Raw genomic sequence first — 20,565 nt, 5'->3', positions numbered from 1 at the left:
CAGCGACAGGTACATCACAGTCCACCGCTCCATACGGAACGGGAAGGCCTATTACGCCGCGCGGATCGGCATCGCGGGAACACGCCGTCAGCCGCACGACCTCGCGGCGTCACTGTGGGGCGGCACAGTGAGTCTCTACCAGCCGAAGAACCCGCGCCATCGCGGGCAATACCATGACCTTCCCCCAGTCAGCCGCCGACCCGGGGGACACCGCCTCGCGCAGGCCCTCGTACGCCGACCGTGCGGCGTGGTAGTCGGGCAGGAGATGCTGCCCGTCGCGGCCCATGCGTTCTTCGGAGTCGATGAGCTTCGACAGTTCCATGTACTCCTGATACGCGCGCTCCGTGAGCCCATTCCAGGCGCGCAGAGGGTGTCCGTTGTCGAACAGGTCGCTTGCAGCCTGGTACAGCGGGCGCGCCTGGTTCACCAGAGGTGCCGGCCCGGTCAGGTCGAGGCGGCGCCAGGTTGAGTGAAGATCGGTCCCGCAGTTGTCGCGGGTGTGCGGCTTCTCTTTGAGGCTGTGGAAGAGCATGGCGGCGTCGAAGAAGTTGGTGAGTGAGATGTACCGCCACTCAAGCGTCCTGGACCGCCATGTGGTGCGCGCCGTGCGCCGGGCAGCCGCGTAGGCGACCAGAGCGGCCAGCAAAGTCGCTGCTGCGGTGGCGAAGGGGACCCATTCAGTGAGCTTCATACCAGCCCATCGTGCATAGGGCAGCGCGAGGGGCTGTGCGCTTGAGGCACTTCTGAGGTGTGAATCGGGCGGGCGCTTCCTACGGCCCGCCGACTGACCCGCGGAGCCGTAGCTATCTCGGGCGTGGATTGAGCGACGCCAGCCGGAGACCGTGTGCGAGGACGCGTCTGCCCCGATCGCGGCGGCCCGCATACAGTGCCGCCGCGAAGCCGATGTCTCCCACTCCGCGGCCCTGCGCCAGGCACGAGCGGAACGCGTGGCCCGGAAGGGGCAGCACCCCGACAGCGTGATCGGTGCAGCGGCGGCCGAGCCACGGCTGGGGCGTACGGCTTGAGGGGCACGGGAAGGCGATCTGGCTGGTGAACTCCGCTGGTGACACGATGAGTTGGACGGATAGATGGGGGATTTCGTGCGCGTAGACAGGCGACAGATCCAGACGGCGGTCCTTGGCAGCGCGGACTCGGATGAGCCGCTGATGCTGCCGATGGAGGCCATCGAGCTGGACGCCTTCCGCCACCACTACGACGGCGACACTTTCTGGTGCGGCTCCCTGCTCGGTGGCTGCGGCGGCCAGCTGACCACGAAGCTCTACACGGATCGGGTCTGTCACTTCGCCCATCACGCAGATCCGGACGGACTGCCGCACGTGTGCGGCCGCCGTGCCCGCGGCGTGAACAGTGCGGACCACCTGTACGTGAAGGCGGCGGCCGCGGCCTGGCTCACCGACCGCGGAGAACATGCCACCTTCGAGTACACCCGCCCCAATGGGGTACCGCTCGGCTCCGTCGTCGACGTCTGCTGGCAACACGGTGCCCTTCGAGTGCACCTGGACCAGGCGGTGGCACCCGTGTGGGACGACGGTGTGGAGCCGGTCCTCGGGACGACGGTGCCGGTCGACCGCGACACACTGATCCGCCGCTGGTACGTACATCGGATCCGCCTGGACAGCGTGGGCACCGCGCGCCACGTGAGGATCGGGACCGAGGCGTTCGCCAGGCCGATCGAATGGTTCGCACTGGACGAGTGCGAGTTGACGGAGCGCGGGTTGTCGACGCCGGCGGTCGAGAAGATCGTTCAGGCCCGTAGCGTGCCGCGTCCATCGTTGTGGTCGCCCGGTAAGGCGAGGAAGGTGCCGGAGCCGACGGCGCGCGGCCAAGCGCTGCTGCGTCGGCTTGTGTATGCGCGGCGGATCGAGTCCGTGCCTTTGGTGAAGCAGGTGTGCGGGGAGATCGAGGATCTGGCCGGTGTGGAGGGGGAGTTCCGGGAGCAGCTTGAGGCTGCGGTTCGTCACGCGGGGATCTGGCTGGTTGAGCAGGACGTGGAGCGCCGCAAGCTGTTCGACAATTTGAAGAGGGCGGTGGCTGAGCAGAGGCCTGGGCGGGTGCGCAGGCTTCTGATTCGCGTCAACGCGACGGCAGCGGGGGACCGCACGGACGTCGAGTCCGCCGTCTACGAGCGGGCGGTCAAGTACTTCGAGAGCCTGGACGACCTCACGCGGGACGCGGTCGAAGCGGAGGCTGACACTGAAAGGGAAGCACGAAGGGCTGCAGCTCGCGTCCGCAGCGCCCTGAATCGTCTTCGCGGGTACGACGCGTACACGTCCGGCCTGCGCCCTCTTGTGGAGGAGCTCCTACGGTCCGCGGCGTCGGCCGGAGAGCTGCTGAAGGGTGGTGAAGCGCGGCGTGTGGAGGTCTGGAGGAAGCGGGTGGCGCTGGGGCCGCAGGAGCAGCTGCACGTGGCGCGGCGGTACTGGATCCAGCGGAGCTGTCCGCGCTGCAACGCGGAGCAGGGCAAGCACTGTGTGCTGGTCGAGGGGCCCAGTAGCGGGAAGCCGCGCAAGGATGGCCACGTGGAGCGGCTGCAGCTGATCGTGGACGAGCGGAAAGCCGCGCAAAAGACGGCCCAGCAGCAAAAGGAGGCTGGGCATCAGGTCGGGGCCCCTGCCGGGCCGATGCAGCCGGCCCCGGAGGCGTGCGAGCCTGAAGTCAGCCCCACACGTCCCCTCCGGGAGCGGCGGCCGAAGGTCGGCCGGGAGGGCCAGGCGCAGGGAGCGAAGAAGAAGATCGCGGCCCGGCTGCACCACCAGGTGCCACGCGGCGACTGGTACCGAATGGTGTGCCCGCGATGCCACGCCGGACCGGGCAAGCTGTGCGACAACGACGATCGCGTCGGCCCCAGCGAGAAGCGACAGCTTCCCCACGATGAACGCCTGCGCCGTGTCCTGCAGAGCGACGACCGCATGGGCCCCGGTGAGAGGCAGGAGGGCGCCCTTGAGGAACGCCAGCACCAGGCCTCGCAGCCTGCCCCGGCCAATACCCGGCCTCCTCGGTCGCGCAGGGCAGGGCGGGAACCGCAAGAGACCGCAGGGTCGGCGGCACGGGCCTGGCATGCGGAGGAGGTCAGCTGTCCGAAATGCCAGGCCGGCCCGAACTCCCCGTGCACGCCCCACGGCCCGCACCACGAGCGAGTGGAGTGGGCGAAGAACTTCACCCGCAAGCTGTGGGGCTGAGGTACTAGCCACTGCGCCGCCGGGCCGCGGCAGTCCGGTGACGGCACGCCGTACACAGGCCGGGTAGTCCGGCCCTCTCGGCCCTCGTCACTCGACAGCCGCGGACGAAGCGCAAGAATGGCTGAGAGGGCAGAACAGCGGTGCCGCCTTGCCCGGGTCCGCGCGGCCGTCGGCCGACTCGAGGAAGCCCAGCCCCTCGCGGCCCAGGTCCTCCGCGCCGCCGGGTCAGTGTGCCGACCCGCCATCTGGAAAGGCGCGCAGTTTCCCGAACCACCAGAAGCTCCCGGAGATCGAGGGGAGGAAGCAGGCGCCGGTGACCGAGGCATACACGATTACGGGTACGTACCCGTACCCTGGAGGGGTGGAGAGGAGCACGATGATGTCTGACGCCAACGTCCGTATCCCCGAGGAAGCCCGGGACCGGCTCGCCGCTCTGGCGGCTGCCGAGGGCCTGTCGCTGCGCGCCTATCTGGCCCGCCTCGCCGAGAGCCTGCTCACCCCGGCCGAGCGGGCCGAGCAGGCAGAGCAGGCCCGCGCTGCGCTGAAGGCGTGGACCGGCTACGCGCCCAGCCCTGCCGAAGAGCAGGACCTCGACCACGAGCTGGACCGCCGTCTGGCCCAGGCGGCCGCCCGGTGAGCGACGCCATGCACATCGTCCTGGACGACACCGCGATGGCCGCTGCTGGCCGGGGCAACGTCCTCGCCTCCCGGCTGATCCACCGCGCGCACGCCCAGGCCGGCTGGTACCTATACGCCCCGGCCTGCGCTCTCGTCGAAGCCGACCGCGCGCGACCCGGCACGGCCGAGCACCTGGCCGCTCTGCCCGGCATCACTGTCCTGGACCTGGACCTGCCCGCCGTCCTGGCCGTGGCACAGCAGGACACGTGGGCCGCCGCGCACGCCCAGTACGTCGCACAGCCGACCCCGGACCGCCCCGACGGCGCGATCATCGCCACCACGGCTCCCGAACGGTGGGTCGGCGAGCCGGTCCGGGTCCTGGACCTGACGCCCTGACCGCGGCGTGGATGAGGAGAGGCCGGTCATCGAGGGCCAGGCGGCGTTGCGCCGTGAGGTGCGGGACGGGTTTGCCAAGGTCAACGGCCGCTTCGATGCCCTCGAAGCGAAGATGGACCAGAATCAGGCACAGATCGTCGAGCTGCTGACCGCGCTGGTGGGCAAGAACCCGAACGCAAGCTGATCATCCTGGTGGTGGTGACCGCCGCCGTACGCGACGCGCACCAGTGGCTGCCAGTCCGAGGGATCACGAGTCGCTGCCTGTTGCCTGGTGGGGCAGTACCGCGTCGGCCGGCCGGAACTTGGCCAGGCACAGCCCGCACAGGAGCGGGCCCTGCTCGAAGAAGTAGGGAGTGACCTGCTGACGCCTGGGTGGAATGCAGTCGCAGACGATCGCGAACCGGGCGCCGGACCGGCCGCCGCGCGGGGCTTCGACTGCTCGGACGGTGGCTTCGAGCTGGACGGCAGCTGCGGCGTCGAGGGCAGTGATGATCTCGGCCCACCGTGCGGCTTCGTTGTCGGTAAGGGGGCAGTAGGCGCGGCCGACGAAGCGGTCCGAGCGCGCAGGTGGGGTGAGCCCGACCTCTTGGGCGAGGCGGCCGTACTTCTTGTTGTGCCAGCGCCGGTCTCCTCCGCTGACCTCGGTGATGCCTCTGGTGAGGGCCAGGCCGTGCGCGGCGTGGTGCAGCAGCCCCTCCATCATCGGGCGTCCGCCGAGGCCGAGGGTGGCAGAAGAGACCTGGAGTTCCATGGTGAGGTGCCCGTCGCGCTCAAAGCGCCGGCCGGTGCGCAGCGCGGTGCACTTCGTCGGGTCCTGGGCCGTGACGGTCGGCGGGACGGTGACGGAGATGTCAGGGACGCCGTCGAAACGGCACCGAATCTCCCGCCACGCGGTCTCCACCGCGCTGATGATGACGGCGCCGTGCACGACGGACGCAGTTGTATCCGCCGGGGCCGGTGCGGGCGGCACAGGGGCAGCCGGGTCGGTGTCGGTGAAGAGGGTCAGGTCGCTCACGTGGTGCTGCTTTCGAGCTGAGCAGGGATGCGGGGAGCCCCGGAGTTCTTTGAGATCGAATCGGAGATTCTCCGGTGGTGAGACAGCCCCCGTTCAGGTGGCGGGTGCACTGGATGCCGCCCGGGCGCGGTAGGCGGCGATGGTCTTTTCCAGGTAAACGGCGGTGAAGCCGGGGAGGTGGCTGCCGGTTGTTCCACCGTAGCGGGCGGTGATCTTGCCGCTGTTGGGTCGTACCACTCTTACTTCCCGCAGCGGTGCACACAGATCAGGGCCGATGGTGTTCGCGTTGTGTGCCAGTGCGACGGCCAGGTCACGTGAAGCCATCTCCTTCTCCGGCGTGGCAGACACAACGTCATGTGCGCGAAGCAGAAGGGCCGGCACGTCTTCCGGCTGGACCTCATGATGCTGCGGCGGGCTGGTCTTCCTGCCCTGCGCAGGGACGTACGGCTCACGGGCAGTGGTCGCCTGTCCTGCGGGAGGGGACGCCTGCTCGGGTGACTGGGCCACCGTGAGGCTTGAAGGATGCGGGGCGTCATCGACAGCTGCCAGCAGACGCCCGAGTTCCGGCCACGAGCTACCGGCTTTCAGAGCTGCCGTGACGAGGCTGCCGATCCTCTGGTTCGCTTCCTGGACCTGGGCCAACAAGGTCCGGGCCCTCCGCGACCTGTCGTTGTGTTCTTCGATGCAGCGGGCCAGATCGGCGAGGTGACTTGTGTTCTCCATGCCTTCAAAAACTGCACGAACGCCGCAAAAGATGCGCCGTCGACGGTACGCCTGCCCTCGTGCCGGTTCCATCGGCTTCCGGGGCGCGTCTGTCGCTGGACTCGTCAACCCGGTGTTGCGCCATCCCGCTCGTTGTGGTGATGGGGCGCGTCCTTCCCCGCGATAAGCCCTGGTCCCGCGAAACTCGCGTCGTGATCAACGCTCAACCTCCCAGTCCGAGCACCCCCTCGCCGGATGCCAGAACGCCCCTCCGAACGAGTACGGCAGGCACGAGGAAGCGCGTCCGCTTCTGGCGCTGGGTCCTGACACCACGTACGACTTGGCACGCTCGACGTCTGGGGGCGGGCTTCGGGCCGGGCATGGACGCCGACATGGCCTGGGTGCTGGCCCGGCTCCAGCGGCATCCGGAAGAGCGTGCCTATGTGCCGCACCGCCTCGGTGGCGACGCCGTGGACGGGACGCCTATCGGCGGTCGTTCCCAAATTTGGGAATGACCCTGCAAGCCCGCCTCGGTGGTCGGGACCTCCGTGGTTCGCCGGATCAACTCGCGGTTCCAAGGTATTCACGCCGGGCGGCGACCAGGGTGCGCCAGCGTTCGGGGCCGAGGGGTTACCTGGTTGGTCCTGGAGGCCTCGGCCGACCGAGGGTGTGGAGGCTCACCCCGAGGGAGCTTGGCGATCAAGGTGATCGAGTGGTCCGGGTCGGGGAGCATATCGCGGGCGGCTCGCACGATGTCGGGGTTGACGACGGTGGGCCGGCCGCCGACCTTGCCGCGGGCGCGGACGTCGGCCAGGCCCTCGCGGGTGCCGGAGACGATGAACTCGCGGATGAACTCTGCGAGCGGCGCGCGCATTCTCTTGACCTGCTAATACTCAGAATGAAAGAGGTTCAGTGAGCTGCACGGATGTGCGCTTCAGCCAAACTCCGTTATAAAACAGGCCAGTTCGGATCTTTGAGTGTTGCTTTGACCGCCCTTGCAAAGGTAGTCCTTGCCTCGACCAGGCAATATCTGGATCTCTGCGAAGCGGGGGCTTTGGCGTGAGACGGTTTTCCCTAGGCTCGAAACGCCGTATGGCGGCGGGCCTGTCAGTCGCGGCGGCTCTGTCGCTGCTTGTCCCTCTGTCTTCTGCACGGGCAGACGACGGCCGGCACACCCAGCAATTGGAAACGTACGTCCAGCCCATCGGGGCTGCACCCCTGACGCTCTACCAGCTCCAGGGCCCCGGTGGAATGCGACGCCTTCATGGTCTACAGAATGAGGAGTCGGCACTTCCGGTTCTTCCGCGCGAGACGATCGGCAAGGCACGGTCCTTCGCGCCCCGAGCAAAAGTGGACTCTGCACGACCGGAAGCGACCGGGCGGGGGAGATCATCCGCCGTGTCCCTCCCGGAGCCTTCCCACAGCATGGGGCTGCAGGAATGCATCAGCCATCTGGGCGCCTCGGCGTTCTACGTCAAGTCCCGATATGCCGTCTGCTCAGGCCAGACGTTCAACCAGGTATGGATCGTCGACGGGGAACCAGCAGGGACCAGTCGGTTCACCGTGTACGTGGTCGGCACCATCCCCAAGGACAGCCGAACCATGACCGCCACGTACTATTACGCCGATTTCGTGGCTGCGGGTGTCAACAATGCGCGGGGGCTGGGCATCACCACCAACGCGTCGATACCCAGGACCTGGCCGTCCCGGGTCCGGATCGCCAGAGGGGGTGACCGTTTCCCCAAAGCGCAGACGTGGCAGCAGCTGCTGGGTGCGCGGCCGAACCGCCAGACACTCAATGCTCCTTTCGGGCAGGCGGGGACCCTGGGCAGCAAGACTCGGATGATCGCGGCGGTCTACCAGCCCAACATCAAGCTGGCAGCCCCGCCCGACTGGGTCATCAGCCCTGGCGCCGGCGGCAACATTTTCATGCTGCCACCCCGCTGGGACCAGGCGACCTACTTGCCGAAGTCGTCCGGCGCTGCCGTATTTAGCGTGCTGACGTCGTTGAATTACAGAACGGCCAGCACCGCTCCCGAACACGAAGTGGCCGCCCACATCAAGACGGCTTACACAAAGCCGGGTCAGACCAGACCTCCGTTCAACACGAAGAAGCTGCCTGGGGAGACACCCGATGCTCCTCTTACCCGGCTCTACTGGGATGCCAAGCGGCGTGAAAAGAACCGCAACCGAGCGGTGTACAACTGCACCAAGTACTGGGGGCGGAATTACTCGCAGGGAGGGAAGAAGGAATGCGATGAGTTCCCCTTCGCGTCCACCTACGAGGGTGCGGCCGGATCCGTGTACAACCCACGTCAGGACCCGCTCAACTTCAGCGTCCGGCCAGTGTCGAAGGACGACAACGGGGCCGCCGGCAACCTGCTCATCCAGTACTACACCTTGAACCGCATCATCGACGGCCCTGACGACGGGTTCATGGTCAAGATCACCTCGTAGAGGGATCGCGAATAGTGCGGGCCAGCCCCACGAATGCAACAGAGCTGGCCCGCACGAACCTTGCCAGGTGCTCTAGGGCGCCGCTGGCCAGAATTGGATGACGTACTGTTCGACGTCGTGCGGAACGCTGTGCTGCGCAAGTTCCGCCACTTCCTTGCGTCCCGCGCACATCGCCCTCACCGCCCAGGTGACAGGCTTCCTCGACAACTCAATTTCCATGTCATCGGTCATCGGACCACCCATGCTCCAAGCCCGCAGCTTTCCGGATACGCACCGGATCGTAGCCTCGGCAACCTCATCCCAGTCACCGGACGCGGCCGGGGAACTTGGAATAGAAGGCTCTGCATCCCACTCCTCGACAGTGACATCGGCCCTGTGGGTGTGGCCGGCACTCGTGAAATCCAAGCGTCCCGGACGGGGCACAAGGAACTCACCGGCATCAAATCCAACCGGGAAAATGTCGGGAACATAATCGTCATCCCAGTCTTGAAGCGCCCATCCGTAGAACTCCACATGCACTGGCACGACGAATCGCCTGACCTGCTCAGTCACGAAGCCTCCCCACGTACAGTCCGTCGACGAGAAGATATCGGAGGCTACGTGCACACCAGTCGCCATCTGCTTTGATGGCCGGATACATGATGGTTCTGGCCGATCAACCTCTCGCGGTCCGCTACGAAGAGAGTGCGGATGCCTTCGCGGCGACCGGAACGACGTGCCGTGCTCCGCGGTGAGTCAAGTGCCGGTGTGCGAGGGTCAGTTGTCGGGGTCTTCCTCGGCATGCAGGCGGGTGTCGAGATCGCTCGCCCACGCGAGGGCCCAGTGGCGCAGGTCCGCGATCTGGTGAGTGTTGAGGCCGTAGCCGGTGTAGTCGGCGTCGTCCCACCATTCCGAGCCGGCGAGGCGGTCGCGCAGGTCGCTGAGGCTGAACTCGGTGCGGGCGTGGCGGCGGCCGAGTCCCTCCAGGTCGGCGGTGGTGCGGTGACGGGATGCGGCGTGGACGTCGATGAGGTCGCGGACCGCGCCTCGCTCGGCCAGGGCCCGGACCGTGGTGCCGATCACGTCGTCGAGGGCGAGGACGGGGCCGTGTTCGGTGGCGGTGGGCGGGGCCCAGAAGGCTTCTTTGAGGATGTCGACCTCGCAGTCCTCGCCGGTGGCGGGGTCGGTGACGATGAGGCGGCCGGAGAGCGGGTCGGTCTCGATCTCGTGGACCGTCCAGCCGCGGTCGGTGAGGCCTGCGTGGACGGTGCGGATGATCTGGTCCATCGGGGCGGGGTTCTCGGTGGCGACGTCCAGGTCCTGGGAGAGCCGGTCGACCAGGCCGTGGGCCTGTACGGCGTACCCGCCGGTGATGACCAGCGGGTACGGGGTGCCGATGGCGAGAACGTCGGCGAGCAGGCGGCGGTGCAGGTGGGTCAGGTTCACGGGGCCTTCGCATGGGCCAGCTCGGGGAAGGCGTCCTCCCACGCGTCGCGGACGAAGCGGCTGATCAGGGTGCGCAGGATGGGCCACTGGCTGATCAGGAGATCCCGGTTGAGAAAGGCCTCGAGGTCCTGGCGCTGTCCTTCGGCCAGGACGGTGCGGTACAGGCTGATCCTGGACTTGAGGCCGGTCATATCGTAGGAGCGGCGCCCGGACCAGACGACGTGCAACGGCAGGTCGACGGTGCCGTGGACGGGGCCGGTCAGGTTCTCCAGGCGGGCCGGCAGCCGGTGCGCGTACCGGGCTCGCAGCACCTGGGCGGCGTCGGGGACGGGCGAGCGGGGAGACATGACGGCCATAGGGCCAGTATCGCCTAGCCGGGCCGCGGCAATCACCACATACGCCCCGGCCGTTTCGCCGGTGCCGTCCGGTGTCAGGCGTGACGCTCGGAGGCGGCCCGGCTGACCGAGCTGGCCGCGCACCCGCTGGACGGCGAGACGGCCCGGGCGGTGATCACGTGAGCGGCAAGCCGAGCGGGGCTGAACCCGCGCGACAGGCTCTGGTCGCGGCTCGGGAGGCCGCATGTGCAACAGCTGGCCGTCTCTCACAGAGGGAGAAGGAAGATACGACATGTGCCGTGCGGGACGGGGATCAGCCCCTACGCGAGCAGGGGCGTCGGATCACCCGCTCCGGCCGGATGCACTTCCAGGCCGCCGTCGACGTTCAGTACCGGGCGGCGGCCCGGGTAGGTACGCCTTGCAGTGTCCAGGTCACGCTCGTCGAAGTCGCCGGCGAAGATGAGCACGCCGTTGAGGAGTTCCACCTTCTGCACGCTGGTGGGCCACCTGCTGAGCAGCGCTTCCGGCGTCATGGGTTCCGCTGCTGGCGGCAGGTCCGGTCCAGGCATGGGCGGCCTTTCCTCAGGCGGTGAGCGAACGTGTCGCTACCGCAGTTGTTGTGCTTGATAGTGCTGATCGTGGTGCTGGATCGCGTGCCGGGGAAACGCTCGGGACATCCAGCCTGCAGGTGCTCCGGTCCGGCGCAGTGTTTTGATCTGCCGGTCGTAGTCGCGTCCTTCAGGGCTCGCGTGGACGCGCAGATAGATCGGGTCGTCCTGCTCGGTGGTGTGGCCGGCGAAGTAGAAGGAGCAGGTGTGCCCCCACTGATAGGGGGCGTACGGTTCGGCGCAGTGGCAGAACCGGTCGGACACGTTCACCGGTAGGCCCCATCGCGGGTGGCACAGCCGCTGCAGGAGCTGGTCGTGCCAGCGGGCACGCGGGTGGGCGGTGTGGGCGTCGATCTTCCAGGTGTCGCCGTCGTCCCAGCACTGGACGCGGTAGAAGGCTGTGACGGTGTGGAAGAGAGCGATACGGCGTAGCAGGGCGCTTCCCACCGCGGCCCGCCTCTCTCGCGAGCGTTCGAGACTGGGAAAGGCGTTGAGGCAGGCGGATTCCACGGGACCGAGCCCTGGGGTCGTCCAGAGCGGGCGCAGGCCGTTGCCTTCGCACCAGTGCCGGTGCCGGCGCTCGATTTCCTCCCAGCCTTCCGACAGCCCGCCGGGAAGAGCCAGAACGAGACTCGCTGCTCGCCCGAGGCTGTCCAGCGAGTGCAGGAGCAGTTGCCGGCCGCAGTCCTCGATGCCCCTGACTCGCAGGCCGGGGATCCCGGGCAACTCGTCGCCACTGCCCGGTGCAGGGGCCGCGGGCAGCAGACGGCTCAGACAGTGCTCGGGGAAGGAGTGCCGCTCCCGGCCGACATAGGTGTCGAGGTGCAGGGTGAGGCAGGTGCTGGAGCTCGTCAGCGAGGAGATGCCGAAGGGGTGCGCACACAGATCAGGGGACGTGCCGAGTTGCTCGAGAACGTAGCTTTCGAGCCTCGCCTGCGCAGGCGAGGCCGCCGGGGCGGGGTGGCTGGCGGGTAGGCCGGCGCGGCGGGACTGCCCACTGCACTCGGCCCAGTAGCGGAGTTTGCGGGATTCCCACGAGGAGTGGCGGCTCACGGCAGTGCCTTCCCGACGTGCCTCGGCCCGATCCCGGCACGCCGATGAACACTGACGATCTGCTGGGTGTGATCTCGATGGTGCAGGCCGGTGCAATGCCACGCTCCTTGCGTTCCAGTGCGCCGGATCGGGCGGCGGTCGGAACGTGGCCCGCCTCGGGCCAATGCCCGACCATCATCCAGCACAGCAGTGCTTCAGGACGGGCGACATCGGCACGGTTTCACCCGGACTGATTCGGTACCCCGCCAGGCGGGCCCGGTCTGGCTGAGGATGGGAGCAGGTGAGCGGAAGGCGGCGTTCGCGGAGCTGGGGCTGGCTTCGCCGCGGGCATGGCCTCAGCGGTCGCCGTCACCCTGGTTCACTTCGACGCGCGCCGGGTCGGCGGCGTGGACGAGCTGGCGTAGTGCGCCGTAGAAGACGCCGTGGTCGACGGTGGCGGGCAGGATCGCGGCGAGGTGTCCGGTCAGGACGGGGAATTCCTCGGGGTCGAGGGCTGCCAGGGCCTGGCGGGTGGAGGTCTGGGCGGCTTTGGGGTCGCGGTGGTCGACGAAGCTGGCGCTGCCGAGGGTGAGCAGGTACATCCGCCGGTAGGTGACGGTGGCGTCCTCGGGGGTCATGCCGGCCGCGATGGAGTCGGCGAGCTGCGGCTCGACCAGGCGTGCCAGGAGCCGTGGGCTGAGCCAGGGGCGGCTGCCTCGCAGGGCGACCAGGCCGGGATGGGCGGTCAGCAGCTCGTACAGGGCGGTGAAGCGGCGCTCGGTGGCGGTGGCCCAGTCGGTGCCGGAGGGGATGTCGGGCAGTTGTGCGGCGAGGTGGTCGGTGACCAGGTCCAGCAGTCCGGCGATGTCGGTGCAGCGGCGTTGGAGCGAGGCGAGGGAGATGTCCAGGGCAGCCGCGAGGGTGCGGAGAGTGAGTGCGGCGGGTCCGTCCCGGTCCACGATCAACAGGGCGGTTTCTGCGATGCGTTCGGGTGTCGCGCGGTTCAGGGAAGCGGATTGCCTGGGCATGCGGGTCAGCGTACGGTACAGCGTATCGATACGCTAGGCTCCACCGCTCCTCACGGAGGCGACATGCCCGCTGTCACGACCCTGGACCCCCTCTTCACCGCGCTGGACACCGAGGCCTTCACCGACCGGCACCTGGCCAACCTCGCGGCCGGCACCCTCGCCGCCGCCCGCGTCCCCTCCTTCCTCGACACCCCCACCTGCCGCGCCGCGCTCAACGCACTGGACCGGCTGCCCACCGCCGACTACGACCCCACCCGAGTGCCCACCCCGATCGTGCGGTTCGGCCCAGCACTCAACGACTACCGCGACCCCGACGGCCGGCTGGACGCCGGACGGTACTGGCGGGCCGCGGAGGCCGCCCGCGCCGCCTGGCACCGGGCCGGGTTACGACCGGACCCGGTCTCCGTGGCGATGGCCCGGCTCGGCTCCGCCTGGGGCGCTGCCCTCGTCCCGGCCACGATCGACGGCCGGGCGGTCTTCGGCGGCACGCTCAGGGAGATCAACGCGGGAGCGCTGATCCACTACGACGACATCAACCGCGAGTTCCCCACCGGCCTGTTCGACCAGGACATCGTCGCCCAACTCGCCTTCAACGTCTGGGTGACGGTCCCCGCGGAAGACGGGGCGACCACGGTGTGGCGTCACCGCTGGCAGCCGGACGACGAACAGCACCGCGACGCCTACGGCTACCGGCCCGCAGCAGTCGGGCACTGCCAGCAAGTGAGCCTGACACCCGAACTCGGTGACGGACTGCTGTTCAATCCGGCGAACTTCCACGCCGTCGAGCCGAACCCGGGCGGCCGCCGGATCGCCTTCGCGTTCTTCCTCGGCCTGACCACCACCGGCCAGCTCATCACCTGGTCATAACCCCACCGCAGGAGCAACACCGTGCACCAGCTCACGCACGGCGACATCAAGGCCGCCACCGACCGCATCGCCGACCGCACCCGCCCCGTCACCCTCGCACCCCTCGACCCCGGCGCCATCCGCACCGGCCACCGCGACCCCCTGGACGAAAGGCCCGAACAACCCTGCCAGGTATGGATCGCGCTGGAGTTCATGCAGCACACCGGATCCTTCAAGGCCCGCGGCGCGCAGAACTTCATCCAGGCCCACCGCGACGCCGGCACCCTCCCCGACGCCGGCGTGACGATCGCCTCCGGCGGCAACGCAGGCCTGGCCTGCGCCTGGGCCGCCCAGCAGCAGGGCGTGAAAGCCACCGTCTTCCTGCCCACCACGGCCCCGGCGGTGAAGGTCGCCAAGCTCCGCGGCCTCGGCGCGGACGTCCGTCTGACCGGCACGGAGTACGCCGAGGCCCTGGCCGCATGCGAGGACTTCGCCGCCACCACCGGCGCGCTCGCCTCCCACGCCTACGACCACCCGCTGATCGCCGCCGGAGCCGGCACCCTGCTCGAGGAAATCCACCGGCAGATCCCCGGCCTGGACACCGTCGTCGTCGCGGTCGGCGGCGGCGGCCTGTTCACCGGAGTGGCCACCGCCGCACAGCACCACGGCATCCGCACTGTCGCCGTGGAGCCCCAGAACTGCCGCGCACTGAACGCCGCCCTGCAGGCCGGCCGCCCCGTCGACGTCACCGTCGACTCCATCGCCGCCGACTCCCTCGGCGCCCGCCGAACCTCCGCCATGGCGCTGCACGCCGCCCAGCAGGACGGCGTGTACTCCGTGCTGGTACGGGACGAGGAGATCGTCCGGGCCCGGCAGGCACTGTGGGATCACCGCAAGGTGGCCGTCGAACACGGAGCCGCGACCGCGCTGGCCGCCCTCACCTCCCCGGACCAGCCCGTCGACCGTGAGCTGCAGGGCCGGCCGAAAGGCCCGAGCCGCAGCTACCGGCCGGCCAACGGTGAGAAGGTCTGCGTCGTGGTGTGCGGGGCCAACACCGATCCCACCGACCTGATCAAAATCCGGCCCGAGGAACACTGAGCACCGCCTGAAGGGGTGGCCGAACGGTTACCGCGATCGGCCACCCCCTCGGTGTGTTCGAAAGCGTGTAGCGCTCGGGTGACCGACCTTGGTCGGCAGTCGGCCGCAGGCAGTTGAGGTCCTGGCCGCGCGAGAGGGGCCGGAACCAGTCGTGGGGTCTGTGGCAGTTGCGGGCGGCCGCCGACGCGAGGGGGTCTGGTCTGGCGACGCAGAAGTCAGCGGTCAGCTTCAGGGTTTCAGTGAGCCTCTTTCATCTTGAATAGCTCCAGGTCAGCAGCGTGTGGACGGCCTGGACGATGGTCCCGATACGGCGAGTGGAGCACCTGGCGCGCCGTAGTAGCCGCCAGGACTTCAACTGTGCGAAGGCGCGTTCTCCTGGTGCTCTCAGCCGGGCGTGGTCCCGGTTGAACTGCTGGTAGTGGGCGGGCTGTTCGCTGTGGTGGTAGTAGGGGGTTCGGACGGTGGCGCCGGCGCCCTGGTAGGAGCGGTCGGCGAGGATGAGGATCTGCCGGGTCAGGCAGGCTTGGATGATGCCGTGGGCGCGGGCTGCGGTCAGGTCGTGGGTGCGGCCCGGCGTCCGCGGCTACGGCCTGCGCGCCGCCGGGACCGACAGCGCCGAGGCCGAAGCCCGGATCGCCGCCGAGGAGAACACCCCCACCAGCTGACCGACCACGACCTGCCCCGCCCGGCCCTCGGGGGCCGGGCAGGCCGGCCCCGTGCGCGCGTCCACCCGGCCCCCGGACGCTGAGAACGTCACGACCGCCCGAACTGTGACCCGCCGTCAGCGAGTTCAGTAACCAAGCGTGATCACCACAGGCGTGGGGCGGGCGAGTGAAAGGTGTCCGCCACCGGGGACTTCGTCCTGACCGCCCACACACGCCCATAGCCACGAAGTCGCCGGGCCGATCCGGGACACAAGCCGGGCTCGGGGGTGAACAACCTGAAGGACCCGGTGGAGACGAAGCTGCACACCGCGGTCTGCTCCGGGAAGGTCACCCTCGCCGCGGCGCAGCAGGCCATCGTCACCGACTGGACCACCGCGCTCAGCCAGCTCGGGGTGGGCTGAGCACCGGCCCGCACCGGAGCAGGACGGGCCGTTGACGCGTTTCATGGCCCTGCTGTTGACCGGCGGGGGCTGCGGGAGTCGTGCTGCCGTGGAGGGGCTCTGGCGCGGAAGGCCGGAGCCCGGCGAGCTGGCAGGTTTCCAGTCGATGGCGGTGGGCTGGCAACGGCTGGGGCCTTTCGATGCGGATGGCGGTCTGCTGGTCACCGTATGGGCAGTGTTTTCGCACCATGGATCATCCCTGGCTGAAACCGATCAAAACGGGATGCGGTCTGTGTGCCGGGCGTGTTTGTATGCCGCCAACGCGACGGGGGAAGCGCCGAGTTGATCGCTGACCCCTGTCGGATGCGTTCGACACAGGGGGTACAACTTGAAATTGAGAGCACTGCTCACCACGGGGGCTGTGACGCTGGGGCTGTTGGGGACGGCCGCTCCGTCAGCTCTGGCCGACCAGACCGGCTCCGGTCAGCTGCGGGTCACCATCAGTCCGGCCCGTTCCCAGGCAAACCAACTGGCGGCGAGCCCGTCCTCGAACGCCACCTGCACGATCAACAAGATCTCGATCAACCGGTTCAGCGAGTGTGAGTGGGTCACCATTCACGTCGACGTCATCAAGGTCATCGACGGTAAGCCTGAAATCGAAGGCACCGTCGACTTCGACGTCAAACACCAGATGGTCCTGAACGCGAAGTCGGCCAACTGGTCGGAGAAGTTCACCGTCTCCAAGGCGAAGACCACCCGGGCTGGCGCGGGCGTGGCCGCCGACATCGCGGCCGCTTCCGGTGGCGGAACCAAGGCTACGGTCCGCTTCTCGCAGGGCCACATCCTCAGCAGCGGCCCGGCGAACGGCAGCGTCGGCTACACGACCGGCCCGATCGCCAAGAAAAAGATCAACCCCAAGGCGAAGACCCACTACACCTACACCTTCACCAAGGCCGGCTACACCCCTGGGACGGTGTCGTACGACTCCGCCGTCTACCGGTGCGACAACTTCTTCGGCACCACCACCGGGTGCGCCATTCCCGAGGTGCCGACCGGTCTGGCCCTGCTGGAGCAGCCGCGCATCAACGAGGGCATCCGCAAGCTCCGCTCCCGCGGTGGTCACTACGGCGACCCGAACGGCGGGAAGCCGCTGCACTGGATGATCAACGAAACGCAGAAGAGGAAGAACCGTGGCGCCGTGTGCCCGAATACGGCGCCGCCGGACATGAAGCGCGCCGGCCGGACCTCGTGCGATGAGTACCCGTTCGCCTCGACCTACGAGGGCGGCACGCACCTGCCGAGCAATCAGCGCGAGATCACCTGGGTGAACAAGCAGGAGAACAACAGCCAGGGCGGTGCCATCACCACCTGGCGCCGCAATTTCCACGTCATGGATCACGACCCGTTCTACGTGATCGTCTGACCTGGAACACCACGTGTGCTACACCGAGAGGTGCCTCTCCCCAGCGGGGGAGGGCACCTCTCGGTGTGCGGAGCAGGGGGCCTTTCATGCTGATGCACGAGGCGGTGTTCACCGTCGACCTCGGTGAAGACGGCTACATCATCGGGTTCGCCGAGCACGACGGCTACCCAGCCCAGATGCCCTACGGCTGGCGCTGCGGACCCGTCGACGACTCCAGCATCGTGGTGATGACGACCACCGACACGGGCCCCCTGCAGATGAGGGTCCAGGTCCATGACAGCCGCCCCGAACCGGAAACCGGCAACCAGTGGGAACCCGCGGAAGAGGTGAGCCTGCTGTGCGACGACGCGCCCGTCCACCTGGAACTCCTCGACCCCGGCGATGTGACCGACACATGGCCCGAGAACGAACCCGCCATCCGCATGCCGGCCTCACCCGGCACACCGCAGTGGGTGAGGATGCGGATGTACTGCCACGCGGACGACTACGAGCCCGGCATCGGTGACCGCGGCGAACGCCACCTGATCCAGCTGTGGCCCGCCCCGCCCGCCGACCCCGTACACCCGCCCATCAGCAACGAAGACCGCCAGGCCCGCACCGAGTACACCACCGCCATGGCACGCCAGACCGAGGAGTACGTGGTCGAGTACACGGTGCATCTGACGGGCCACGACCTGGGCGACTCGTGAAGGCCGTCGGTGTACGCCTTCTCCGTTCGGTACAGGGCCGGGATCACGAGTTGCTGCCCGTCGCCCGGCGAGGCAGTACAGCGTCGGCCAGCCGGAACGTGGCCGTAGCGAGTCAACTGCCGGTGTGCGACGTTCAGTTGTTACGGAACTCCGGCTGGCCCCGTCCAGCGTGACCGTCCGGGCCATCCTGCGGCACGCCGACTGGACTCCGCCAAGCCTGGGCTGACGCCACCTCGGGTCACAATGGGAGCGGAGGCCATCGAACAGCCCGGCCCCGCCGCATCCGCGGCATCGCAGCCCAGACGATCCTCCTGGCCTTCCAGCTCGCTCACGCCAACCGCCGCAAGATCGACCGCTGGCTCACGACCATCCCGCCCGACGGCCAGCCACCTCGCCGACGACCCACCCGCCGCCGAGCGACCAGACCCATCGGCAGCTGGACCCCCACAGCCACCTCACCACCCGGTGAGAGAGACCTCACACCGACAGGAAAATCACACCGCCAGCTCGGCGCCCTCAGGGCCCCTGGCCGACCAGACGCGTGCCCGCACCTCTGAGTAGGTGTTTTTGATCCTGAGCCCAGAAGCGAGCCTGACGAAAGACGCCGCGGAGTTTTGGTTCAGCGATCTTGTGCAGCCTGAAGGGCTGCCAGCAGGATGGGCGTGGCAGAACTCAGCGGAAGGCAGGCAGTTGTGGCTGGTCATTGGGTGAAACTCGAACTTGACGTTGCCGGGTTCGATCAGGACCGCTTCGAGCAGTATGTTACGAAGTGTCAGTCGCAGGGCTTGCGCTTCACGACTCTCGCCGATCTGGGAGACACGGCGGAGCATCGTAGGGCGCTGTATGAGCTCAACAAGGAGTGTGCTGCCGACATACCGGAAAGAGGAGAGTTCTACTCCTTTGATGAGTATGTGGAGCGGCGCTTTGAGGTGGCGTCTTACGACCCGCGTGGGGTCGTGATCGCCTTGGACGGCGAGGCCTGGGTCGGTATGGCGGCGACGTCGAAGCATGAGGATTTCATGTTTAACGAGATGACTGGCGTGAGAGCTGGGTATCGAGGTCAGGGCATCTCGATCGCCATGAAGACGTTCGGGATGACGTTCGCCGAGGAGTGTGGAGCGAGCAGGGTCCGCACCTTTCATCATCCGGCCAACGCGAGCGCGATTGCCATGAACCGGAAGATGGGCTTCGTCGACGCGGTCGACTGAACGATGCCCCTTGGGCTTCGGTCACCCAGACTTCGTCCACTGGCTGGTGCGGGGGCTTTTGCGGGTGAGGCGTCGGGTCATCATGGTGATGAGTGCCCAGTTCAGGTGGGCTTCGGAGTGCTGGGGCAGGCGTTCGTAGTCTCGTGCGTTGCGGCGGGCGTTCATGCACCAGCCGATCGTGCGCTCGACTTTCCACCGGTGGGGCAGGGCTTCGGCATAGTCGCGTGATGTCCGTTTTGTGATCACGCGAGTCCGGGGCGTTCCAGCACGTGGGCCGGGGCGTCGGCGATCCATTCGCCGACCGCCAGCAGCGAGGTCGCCCCGGCCGGCACGGCGCACGCGGTCAGGGCGAGTATGCGGCCAGCGTGTGGCGGACTCCGCGTGCATCACGTGTGTCTGGCACCTCCGCGAGCCGTTCCATCAGGCCCGGGACCTCCTCGGGCCGCGGCTCGGGATGCTCGCGTGCCGGTCAAGAGCAGGCGGGATCGGCGATGATGCGGCGGCAGGCACGGTCCTCCACTCGGATCACGGGGCGTAGAGAACTCCATGATCTCGGAAGCCGTGCCTGTCACGCTCCGGGGTGCAGCCACTCAACAGATCATCACGAACCGAACGTCACGCCACTACGCCGAAGCCCTACCTCCCCATGCCCCCTTTCCCGGCGGGTATGGCTCCGAATGGGTAGCCAGCCATAGTTGGAGTTCTCGGTGCCGGAACTGGTAGGCCGAGCCAGAGAGCCGCAGCAGACCAGCCTCGCAGGCCCAATCGAGGAAGGATCCCAATCGCAGGGGAAGTATCCCGTCACGGCGGGCACAAAGCACGAAGGCTAGGTATCGCCGACTGGCTCCAGCGCTCATTTCGAGCGCCCACACGACGCCAGACACTACCCCCAATGAAGGTCGATACAGCCACATTGCCGTTCCCATAGCCAATCCGACGAGGAGCATCCGCACGAACGTGAAAGCGGCATCGCCGATAATGAGCGTGCGCGGCCGCATAGCTTTCGCCCCACCGACAGTGAACTGTTCATCAAGGAGAGGATGCGCGAGGCTCCCCAGCCCAAGCATGAGTCCCACTCCGACGCCCAACTCGATATTGGCCAGGCTGATGACGGCTCCACAGATCAGTGCGAACAGCTGCTGGAGTGCGATCTGCAGCAGGTACTGCCGCTGCGGGTGTCTCCGCTGCCAGCGAATTTCCCTCCAGCGAAGTCGCCGCGGCAGGCCGATATCTAGCTTGGATGTCATACTCCATGCCACCCACGCCTGAGAACAGATCATGAGGCTCATGGAGACTGATCCAGAAGAGACCATCATCGGTATGCACGCGAGGAAGACGACGAGGCTCAGTCGCCCGTCGAACTTTCGCACACGGTAGTCCCCGGCCAGCGGCCAAAGCTCATGCAAGACAATCTCAGAGCCAGCCGGCGGTGACGGACCA

Annotated in this window: 22 protein-coding genes and 3 pseudogenes; 12 read left to right on the top strand and 13 right to left on the bottom strand. The window is 67.8% G+C overall.

The features are described 5' to 3' along the window. Positions 1 to 109 precede the first annotated feature (109 nt). Positions 110 to 691: a hypothetical protein gene (locus AQI95_RS43075; RefSeq protein WP_067136833.1), complete on the bottom strand. Its 582-nt coding sequence runs from the start codon at positions 689 to 691 to the stop codon at positions 110 to 112. A gap of 397 nt (positions 692 to 1,088) precedes the next feature. Here AQI95_RS43075 and AQI95_RS43070 point away from each other — a divergent pair, with 397 nt between their 5' ends. From AQI95_RS43070 to AQI95_RS47750, 4 genes are all read left to right on the top strand, one after another. Next, positions 1,089 to 3,200, top strand: coding sequence for a zinc finger domain-containing protein (locus tag AQI95_RS43070; protein ID WP_067136830.1), 2,112 nt, complete (start codon positions 1,089 to 1,091; stop codon positions 3,198 to 3,200). A 379-nt stretch (positions 3,201 to 3,579) separates the two neighbouring features. Then, positions 3,580 to 3,837, top strand: coding sequence for a hypothetical protein (locus AQI95_RS43065; protein ID WP_067136852.1), 258 nt, complete (start codon positions 3,580 to 3,582; stop codon positions 3,835 to 3,837). A gap of 8 nt (positions 3,838 to 3,845) precedes the next feature. Beyond that, a complete protein-coding gene (locus AQI95_RS43060) occupies positions 3,846 to 4,214 on the top strand; it encodes a PIN domain-containing protein (RefSeq protein WP_067136851.1) in 369 nt (122 codons plus the stop codon). 7 nt (positions 4,215 to 4,221) lie between these two features. After that, positions 4,222 to 4,398: a hypothetical protein gene (locus AQI95_RS47750; RefSeq protein ID WP_159056742.1), complete on the top strand. Its 177-nt coding sequence runs from the start codon at positions 4,222 to 4,224 to the stop codon at positions 4,396 to 4,398. A gap of 63 nt (positions 4,399 to 4,461) precedes the next feature. On the opposite strand, the gene AQI95_RS43055 is transcribed toward AQI95_RS47750, so the two are convergent. The 3 genes from AQI95_RS43055 to AQI95_RS49655 form a co-directional block, all read right to left on the bottom strand. Beyond that, positions 4,462 to 5,229 carry a hypothetical protein gene (locus AQI95_RS43055; RefSeq protein ID WP_067136828.1) on the bottom strand — a complete coding sequence of 256 codons (768 nt, stop codon included), beginning with the start codon at positions 5,227 to 5,229 and terminating at the stop codon, positions 4,462 to 4,464. A gap of 93 nt (positions 5,230 to 5,322) precedes the next feature. Next, entirely contained in the window at positions 5,323 to 5,952 is a 630-nt protein-coding gene (locus AQI95_RS47745) for a hypothetical protein (protein WP_159056741.1), read from the bottom strand. 562 nt (positions 5,953 to 6,514) lie between these two features. After that, entirely contained in the window at positions 6,515 to 6,805 is a 291-nt protein-coding gene (locus tag AQI95_RS49655) for a recombinase family protein (RefSeq protein WP_079071981.1), read from the bottom strand. Positions 6,806 to 7,356: 551 nt separating this feature from the next. On the opposite strand from AQI95_RS49655, the gene AQI95_RS49650 reads away from it, so the two are divergent. Next, entirely contained in the window at positions 7,357 to 8,388 is a 1,032-nt protein-coding gene (locus AQI95_RS49650) for a NucA/NucB deoxyribonuclease domain-containing protein (protein ID WP_244189098.1), read from the top strand. Between the two features lie 72 nt (positions 8,389 to 8,460). Here the strand turns inward: AQI95_RS49650 and AQI95_RS43035 are convergent, their stop codons facing one another. The 6 genes from AQI95_RS43035 to AQI95_RS43010 form a co-directional block, all read right to left on the bottom strand. After that, the gene (locus AQI95_RS43035; RefSeq protein WP_067136848.1) at positions 8,461 to 8,940 is read right to left on the bottom strand and encodes a hypothetical protein; all 480 of its coding nucleotides are present in this window, start codon (positions 8,938 to 8,940) and stop codon (positions 8,461 to 8,463) included. A 204-nt stretch (positions 8,941 to 9,144) separates the two neighbouring features. Further along, on the bottom strand, positions 9,145 to 9,813 hold the full coding sequence (locus AQI95_RS43030) for a nucleotidyl transferase AbiEii/AbiGii toxin family protein (protein ID WP_067136821.1): 669 nt from the start codon (positions 9,811 to 9,813) through the stop codon (positions 9,145 to 9,147). Then, on the bottom strand, positions 9,810 to 10,169 hold the full coding sequence (locus tag AQI95_RS43025) for a hypothetical protein (RefSeq protein ID WP_107121923.1): 360 nt from the start codon (positions 10,167 to 10,169) through the stop codon (positions 9,810 to 9,812). The genes AQI95_RS43030 and AQI95_RS43025 overlap by 4 nt, the downstream gene beginning before the upstream one ends. Positions 10,170 to 10,468: 299 nt before the next feature. After that, positions 10,469 to 10,717: a hypothetical protein gene (locus AQI95_RS43020; RefSeq protein ID WP_159056740.1), complete on the bottom strand. Its 249-nt coding sequence runs from the start codon at positions 10,715 to 10,717 to the stop codon at positions 10,469 to 10,471. 36 nt (positions 10,718 to 10,753) lie between these two features. After that, the gene (locus tag AQI95_RS43015; RefSeq protein WP_244189097.1) at positions 10,754 to 11,809 is read right to left on the bottom strand and encodes a hypothetical protein; all 1,056 of its coding nucleotides are present in this window, start codon (positions 11,807 to 11,809) and stop codon (positions 10,754 to 10,756) included. Between the two features lie 335 nt (positions 11,810 to 12,144). After that, positions 12,145 to 12,816, bottom strand: a complete 672-nt coding sequence (locus AQI95_RS43010; RefSeq protein WP_067136818.1) for a TetR/AcrR family transcriptional regulator — start codon at positions 12,814 to 12,816, stop codon at positions 12,145 to 12,147. A gap of 63 nt (positions 12,817 to 12,879) precedes the next feature. On the opposite strand from AQI95_RS43010, the gene AQI95_RS50035 reads away from it, so the two are divergent. Both AQI95_RS50035 and AQI95_RS43000 read left to right on the top strand, forming a co-directional pair. After that, positions 12,880 to 13,683 (top strand): phytanoyl-CoA dioxygenase family protein, encoded by an 804-nt coding sequence (locus AQI95_RS50035; RefSeq protein ID WP_067136816.1) that lies wholly within the window; start codon positions 12,880 to 12,882, stop codon positions 13,681 to 13,683. 21 nt (positions 13,684 to 13,704) lie between these two features. Next, a complete protein-coding gene (locus AQI95_RS43000; protein ID WP_067136814.1) occupies positions 13,705 to 14,760 on the top strand; it encodes a threonine/serine dehydratase in 1,056 nt (351 codons plus the stop codon). Positions 14,761 to 15,010: 250 nt separating this feature from the next. Here the strand turns inward: AQI95_RS43000 and AQI95_RS46060 are convergent. Next, positions 15,011 to 15,337: pseudogene (locus AQI95_RS46060) on the bottom strand (transposase family protein); the annotation flags it as partial. On the opposite strand from AQI95_RS46060, the gene AQI95_RS50030 reads away from it, so the two are divergent. The 5 genes from AQI95_RS50030 (at position 15,291) to AQI95_RS46055 (ending at position 19,125) form a co-directional block, all read left to right on the top strand. Continuing rightward, positions 15,291 to 15,425, top strand: a complete 135-nt coding sequence (locus tag AQI95_RS50030; protein WP_279617062.1) for a hypothetical protein — start codon at positions 15,291 to 15,293, stop codon at positions 15,423 to 15,425. The pseudogene AQI95_RS46060 and the gene AQI95_RS50030 overlap by 47 nt on opposite strands. Positions 15,426 to 15,691: 266 nt before the next feature. Beyond that, complete coding sequence (locus tag AQI95_RS50025; protein WP_279617061.1) at positions 15,692 to 15,826, top strand: hypothetical protein; 135 nt, start codon at positions 15,692 to 15,694, stop codon at positions 15,824 to 15,826. 400 nt (positions 15,827 to 16,226) lie between these two features. Further along, positions 16,227 to 17,228 carry a NucA/NucB deoxyribonuclease domain-containing protein gene (locus AQI95_RS42995; protein ID WP_244189096.1) on the top strand — a complete coding sequence of 334 codons (1,002 nt, stop codon included), beginning with the start codon at positions 16,227 to 16,229 and terminating at the stop codon, positions 17,226 to 17,228. A gap of 86 nt (positions 17,229 to 17,314) precedes the next feature. Beyond that, positions 17,315 to 17,917: a hypothetical protein gene (locus AQI95_RS42990; protein WP_067136810.1), complete on the top strand. Its 603-nt coding sequence runs from the start codon at positions 17,315 to 17,317 to the stop codon at positions 17,915 to 17,917. Positions 17,918 to 18,579: 662 nt separating this feature from the next. Then, positions 18,580 to 19,125 carry a GNAT family N-acetyltransferase gene (locus AQI95_RS46055; protein WP_244189095.1) on the top strand — a complete coding sequence of 182 codons (546 nt, stop codon included), beginning with the start codon at positions 18,580 to 18,582 and terminating at the stop codon, positions 19,123 to 19,125. Between the two features lie 30 nt (positions 19,126 to 19,155). On the opposite strand, the pseudogene AQI95_RS47735 reads toward AQI95_RS46055, so the two are convergent. Beyond that, positions 19,156 to 19,371 (bottom strand): annotated as a pseudogene (locus AQI95_RS47735) (transposase); the annotation flags it as partial. Positions 19,372 to 19,748: 377 nt separating this feature from the next. Then, positions 19,749 to 20,565: pseudogene (locus AQI95_RS46040) on the bottom strand (hypothetical protein); the annotation flags it as partial.

Source organism: Streptomyces yokosukanensis (genome assembly GCF_001514035.1).
In the GTDB taxonomy this organism is placed as follows: Bacteria; Actinomycetota; Actinomycetes; order Streptomycetales; family Streptomycetaceae; genus Streptomyces; species Streptomyces yokosukanensis.
The sequence above is the reverse complement of the archived record's forward strand: the minus strand, read 5'-3'. Positions and strand labels throughout refer to the sequence as shown.

Excerpts from the sequence above, each read along its gene's own strand:
- AQI95_RS43075 (WP_067136833.1), bottom strand. The coding sequence starts at position 691 with ATGAAGCTCACTGAATGGGTCCCCTTCGCCACCGCAGCAGCGACTTTG.
- AQI95_RS49650 (WP_244189098.1), top strand. The coding sequence starts at position 7,357 with ATGGGGCTGCAGGAATGCATCAGCCATCTGGGCGCCTCGGCGTTCTAC.
- AQI95_RS49655 (WP_079071981.1), bottom strand. The coding sequence starts at position 6,805 with ATGCGCGCGCCGCTCGCAGAGTTCATCCGCGAGTTCATCGTCTCCGGC.
- AQI95_RS43010 (WP_067136818.1), bottom strand. The coding sequence starts at position 12,816 with ATGCCCAGGCAATCCGCTTCCCTGAACCGCGCGACACCCGAACGCATC.
- AQI95_RS43060 (WP_067136851.1), top strand. The coding sequence starts at position 3,846 with ATGCACATCGTCCTGGACGACACCGCGATGGCCGCTGCTGGCCGGGGC.
- AQI95_RS43020 (WP_159056740.1), bottom strand. The coding sequence starts at position 10,717 with ATGCCTGGACCGGACCTGCCGCCAGCAGCGGAACCCATGACGCCGGAA.
- AQI95_RS50030 (WP_279617062.1), top strand. The coding sequence starts at position 15,291 with ATGCCGTGGGCGCGGGCTGCGGTCAGGTCGTGGGTGCGGCCCGGCGTC.
- AQI95_RS50035 (WP_067136816.1), top strand. The coding sequence starts at position 12,880 with ATGCCCGCTGTCACGACCCTGGACCCCCTCTTCACCGCGCTGGACACC.
- AQI95_RS42990 (WP_067136810.1), top strand. The coding sequence starts at position 17,315 with ATGCTGATGCACGAGGCGGTGTTCACCGTCGACCTCGGTGAAGACGGC.
- AQI95_RS43025 (WP_107121923.1), bottom strand. The coding sequence starts at position 10,169 with ATGGCCGTCATGTCTCCCCGCTCGCCCGTCCCCGACGCCGCCCAGGTG.
- AQI95_RS47745 (WP_159056741.1), bottom strand. The coding sequence starts at position 5,952 with ATGGAGAACACAAGTCACCTCGCCGATCTGGCCCGCTGCATCGAAGAA.
- AQI95_RS43065 (WP_067136852.1), top strand. The coding sequence starts at position 3,580 with ATGTCTGACGCCAACGTCCGTATCCCCGAGGAAGCCCGGGACCGGCTC.
- AQI95_RS43070 (WP_067136830.1), top strand. The coding sequence starts at position 1,089 with ATGGGGGATTTCGTGCGCGTAGACAGGCGACAGATCCAGACGGCGGTC.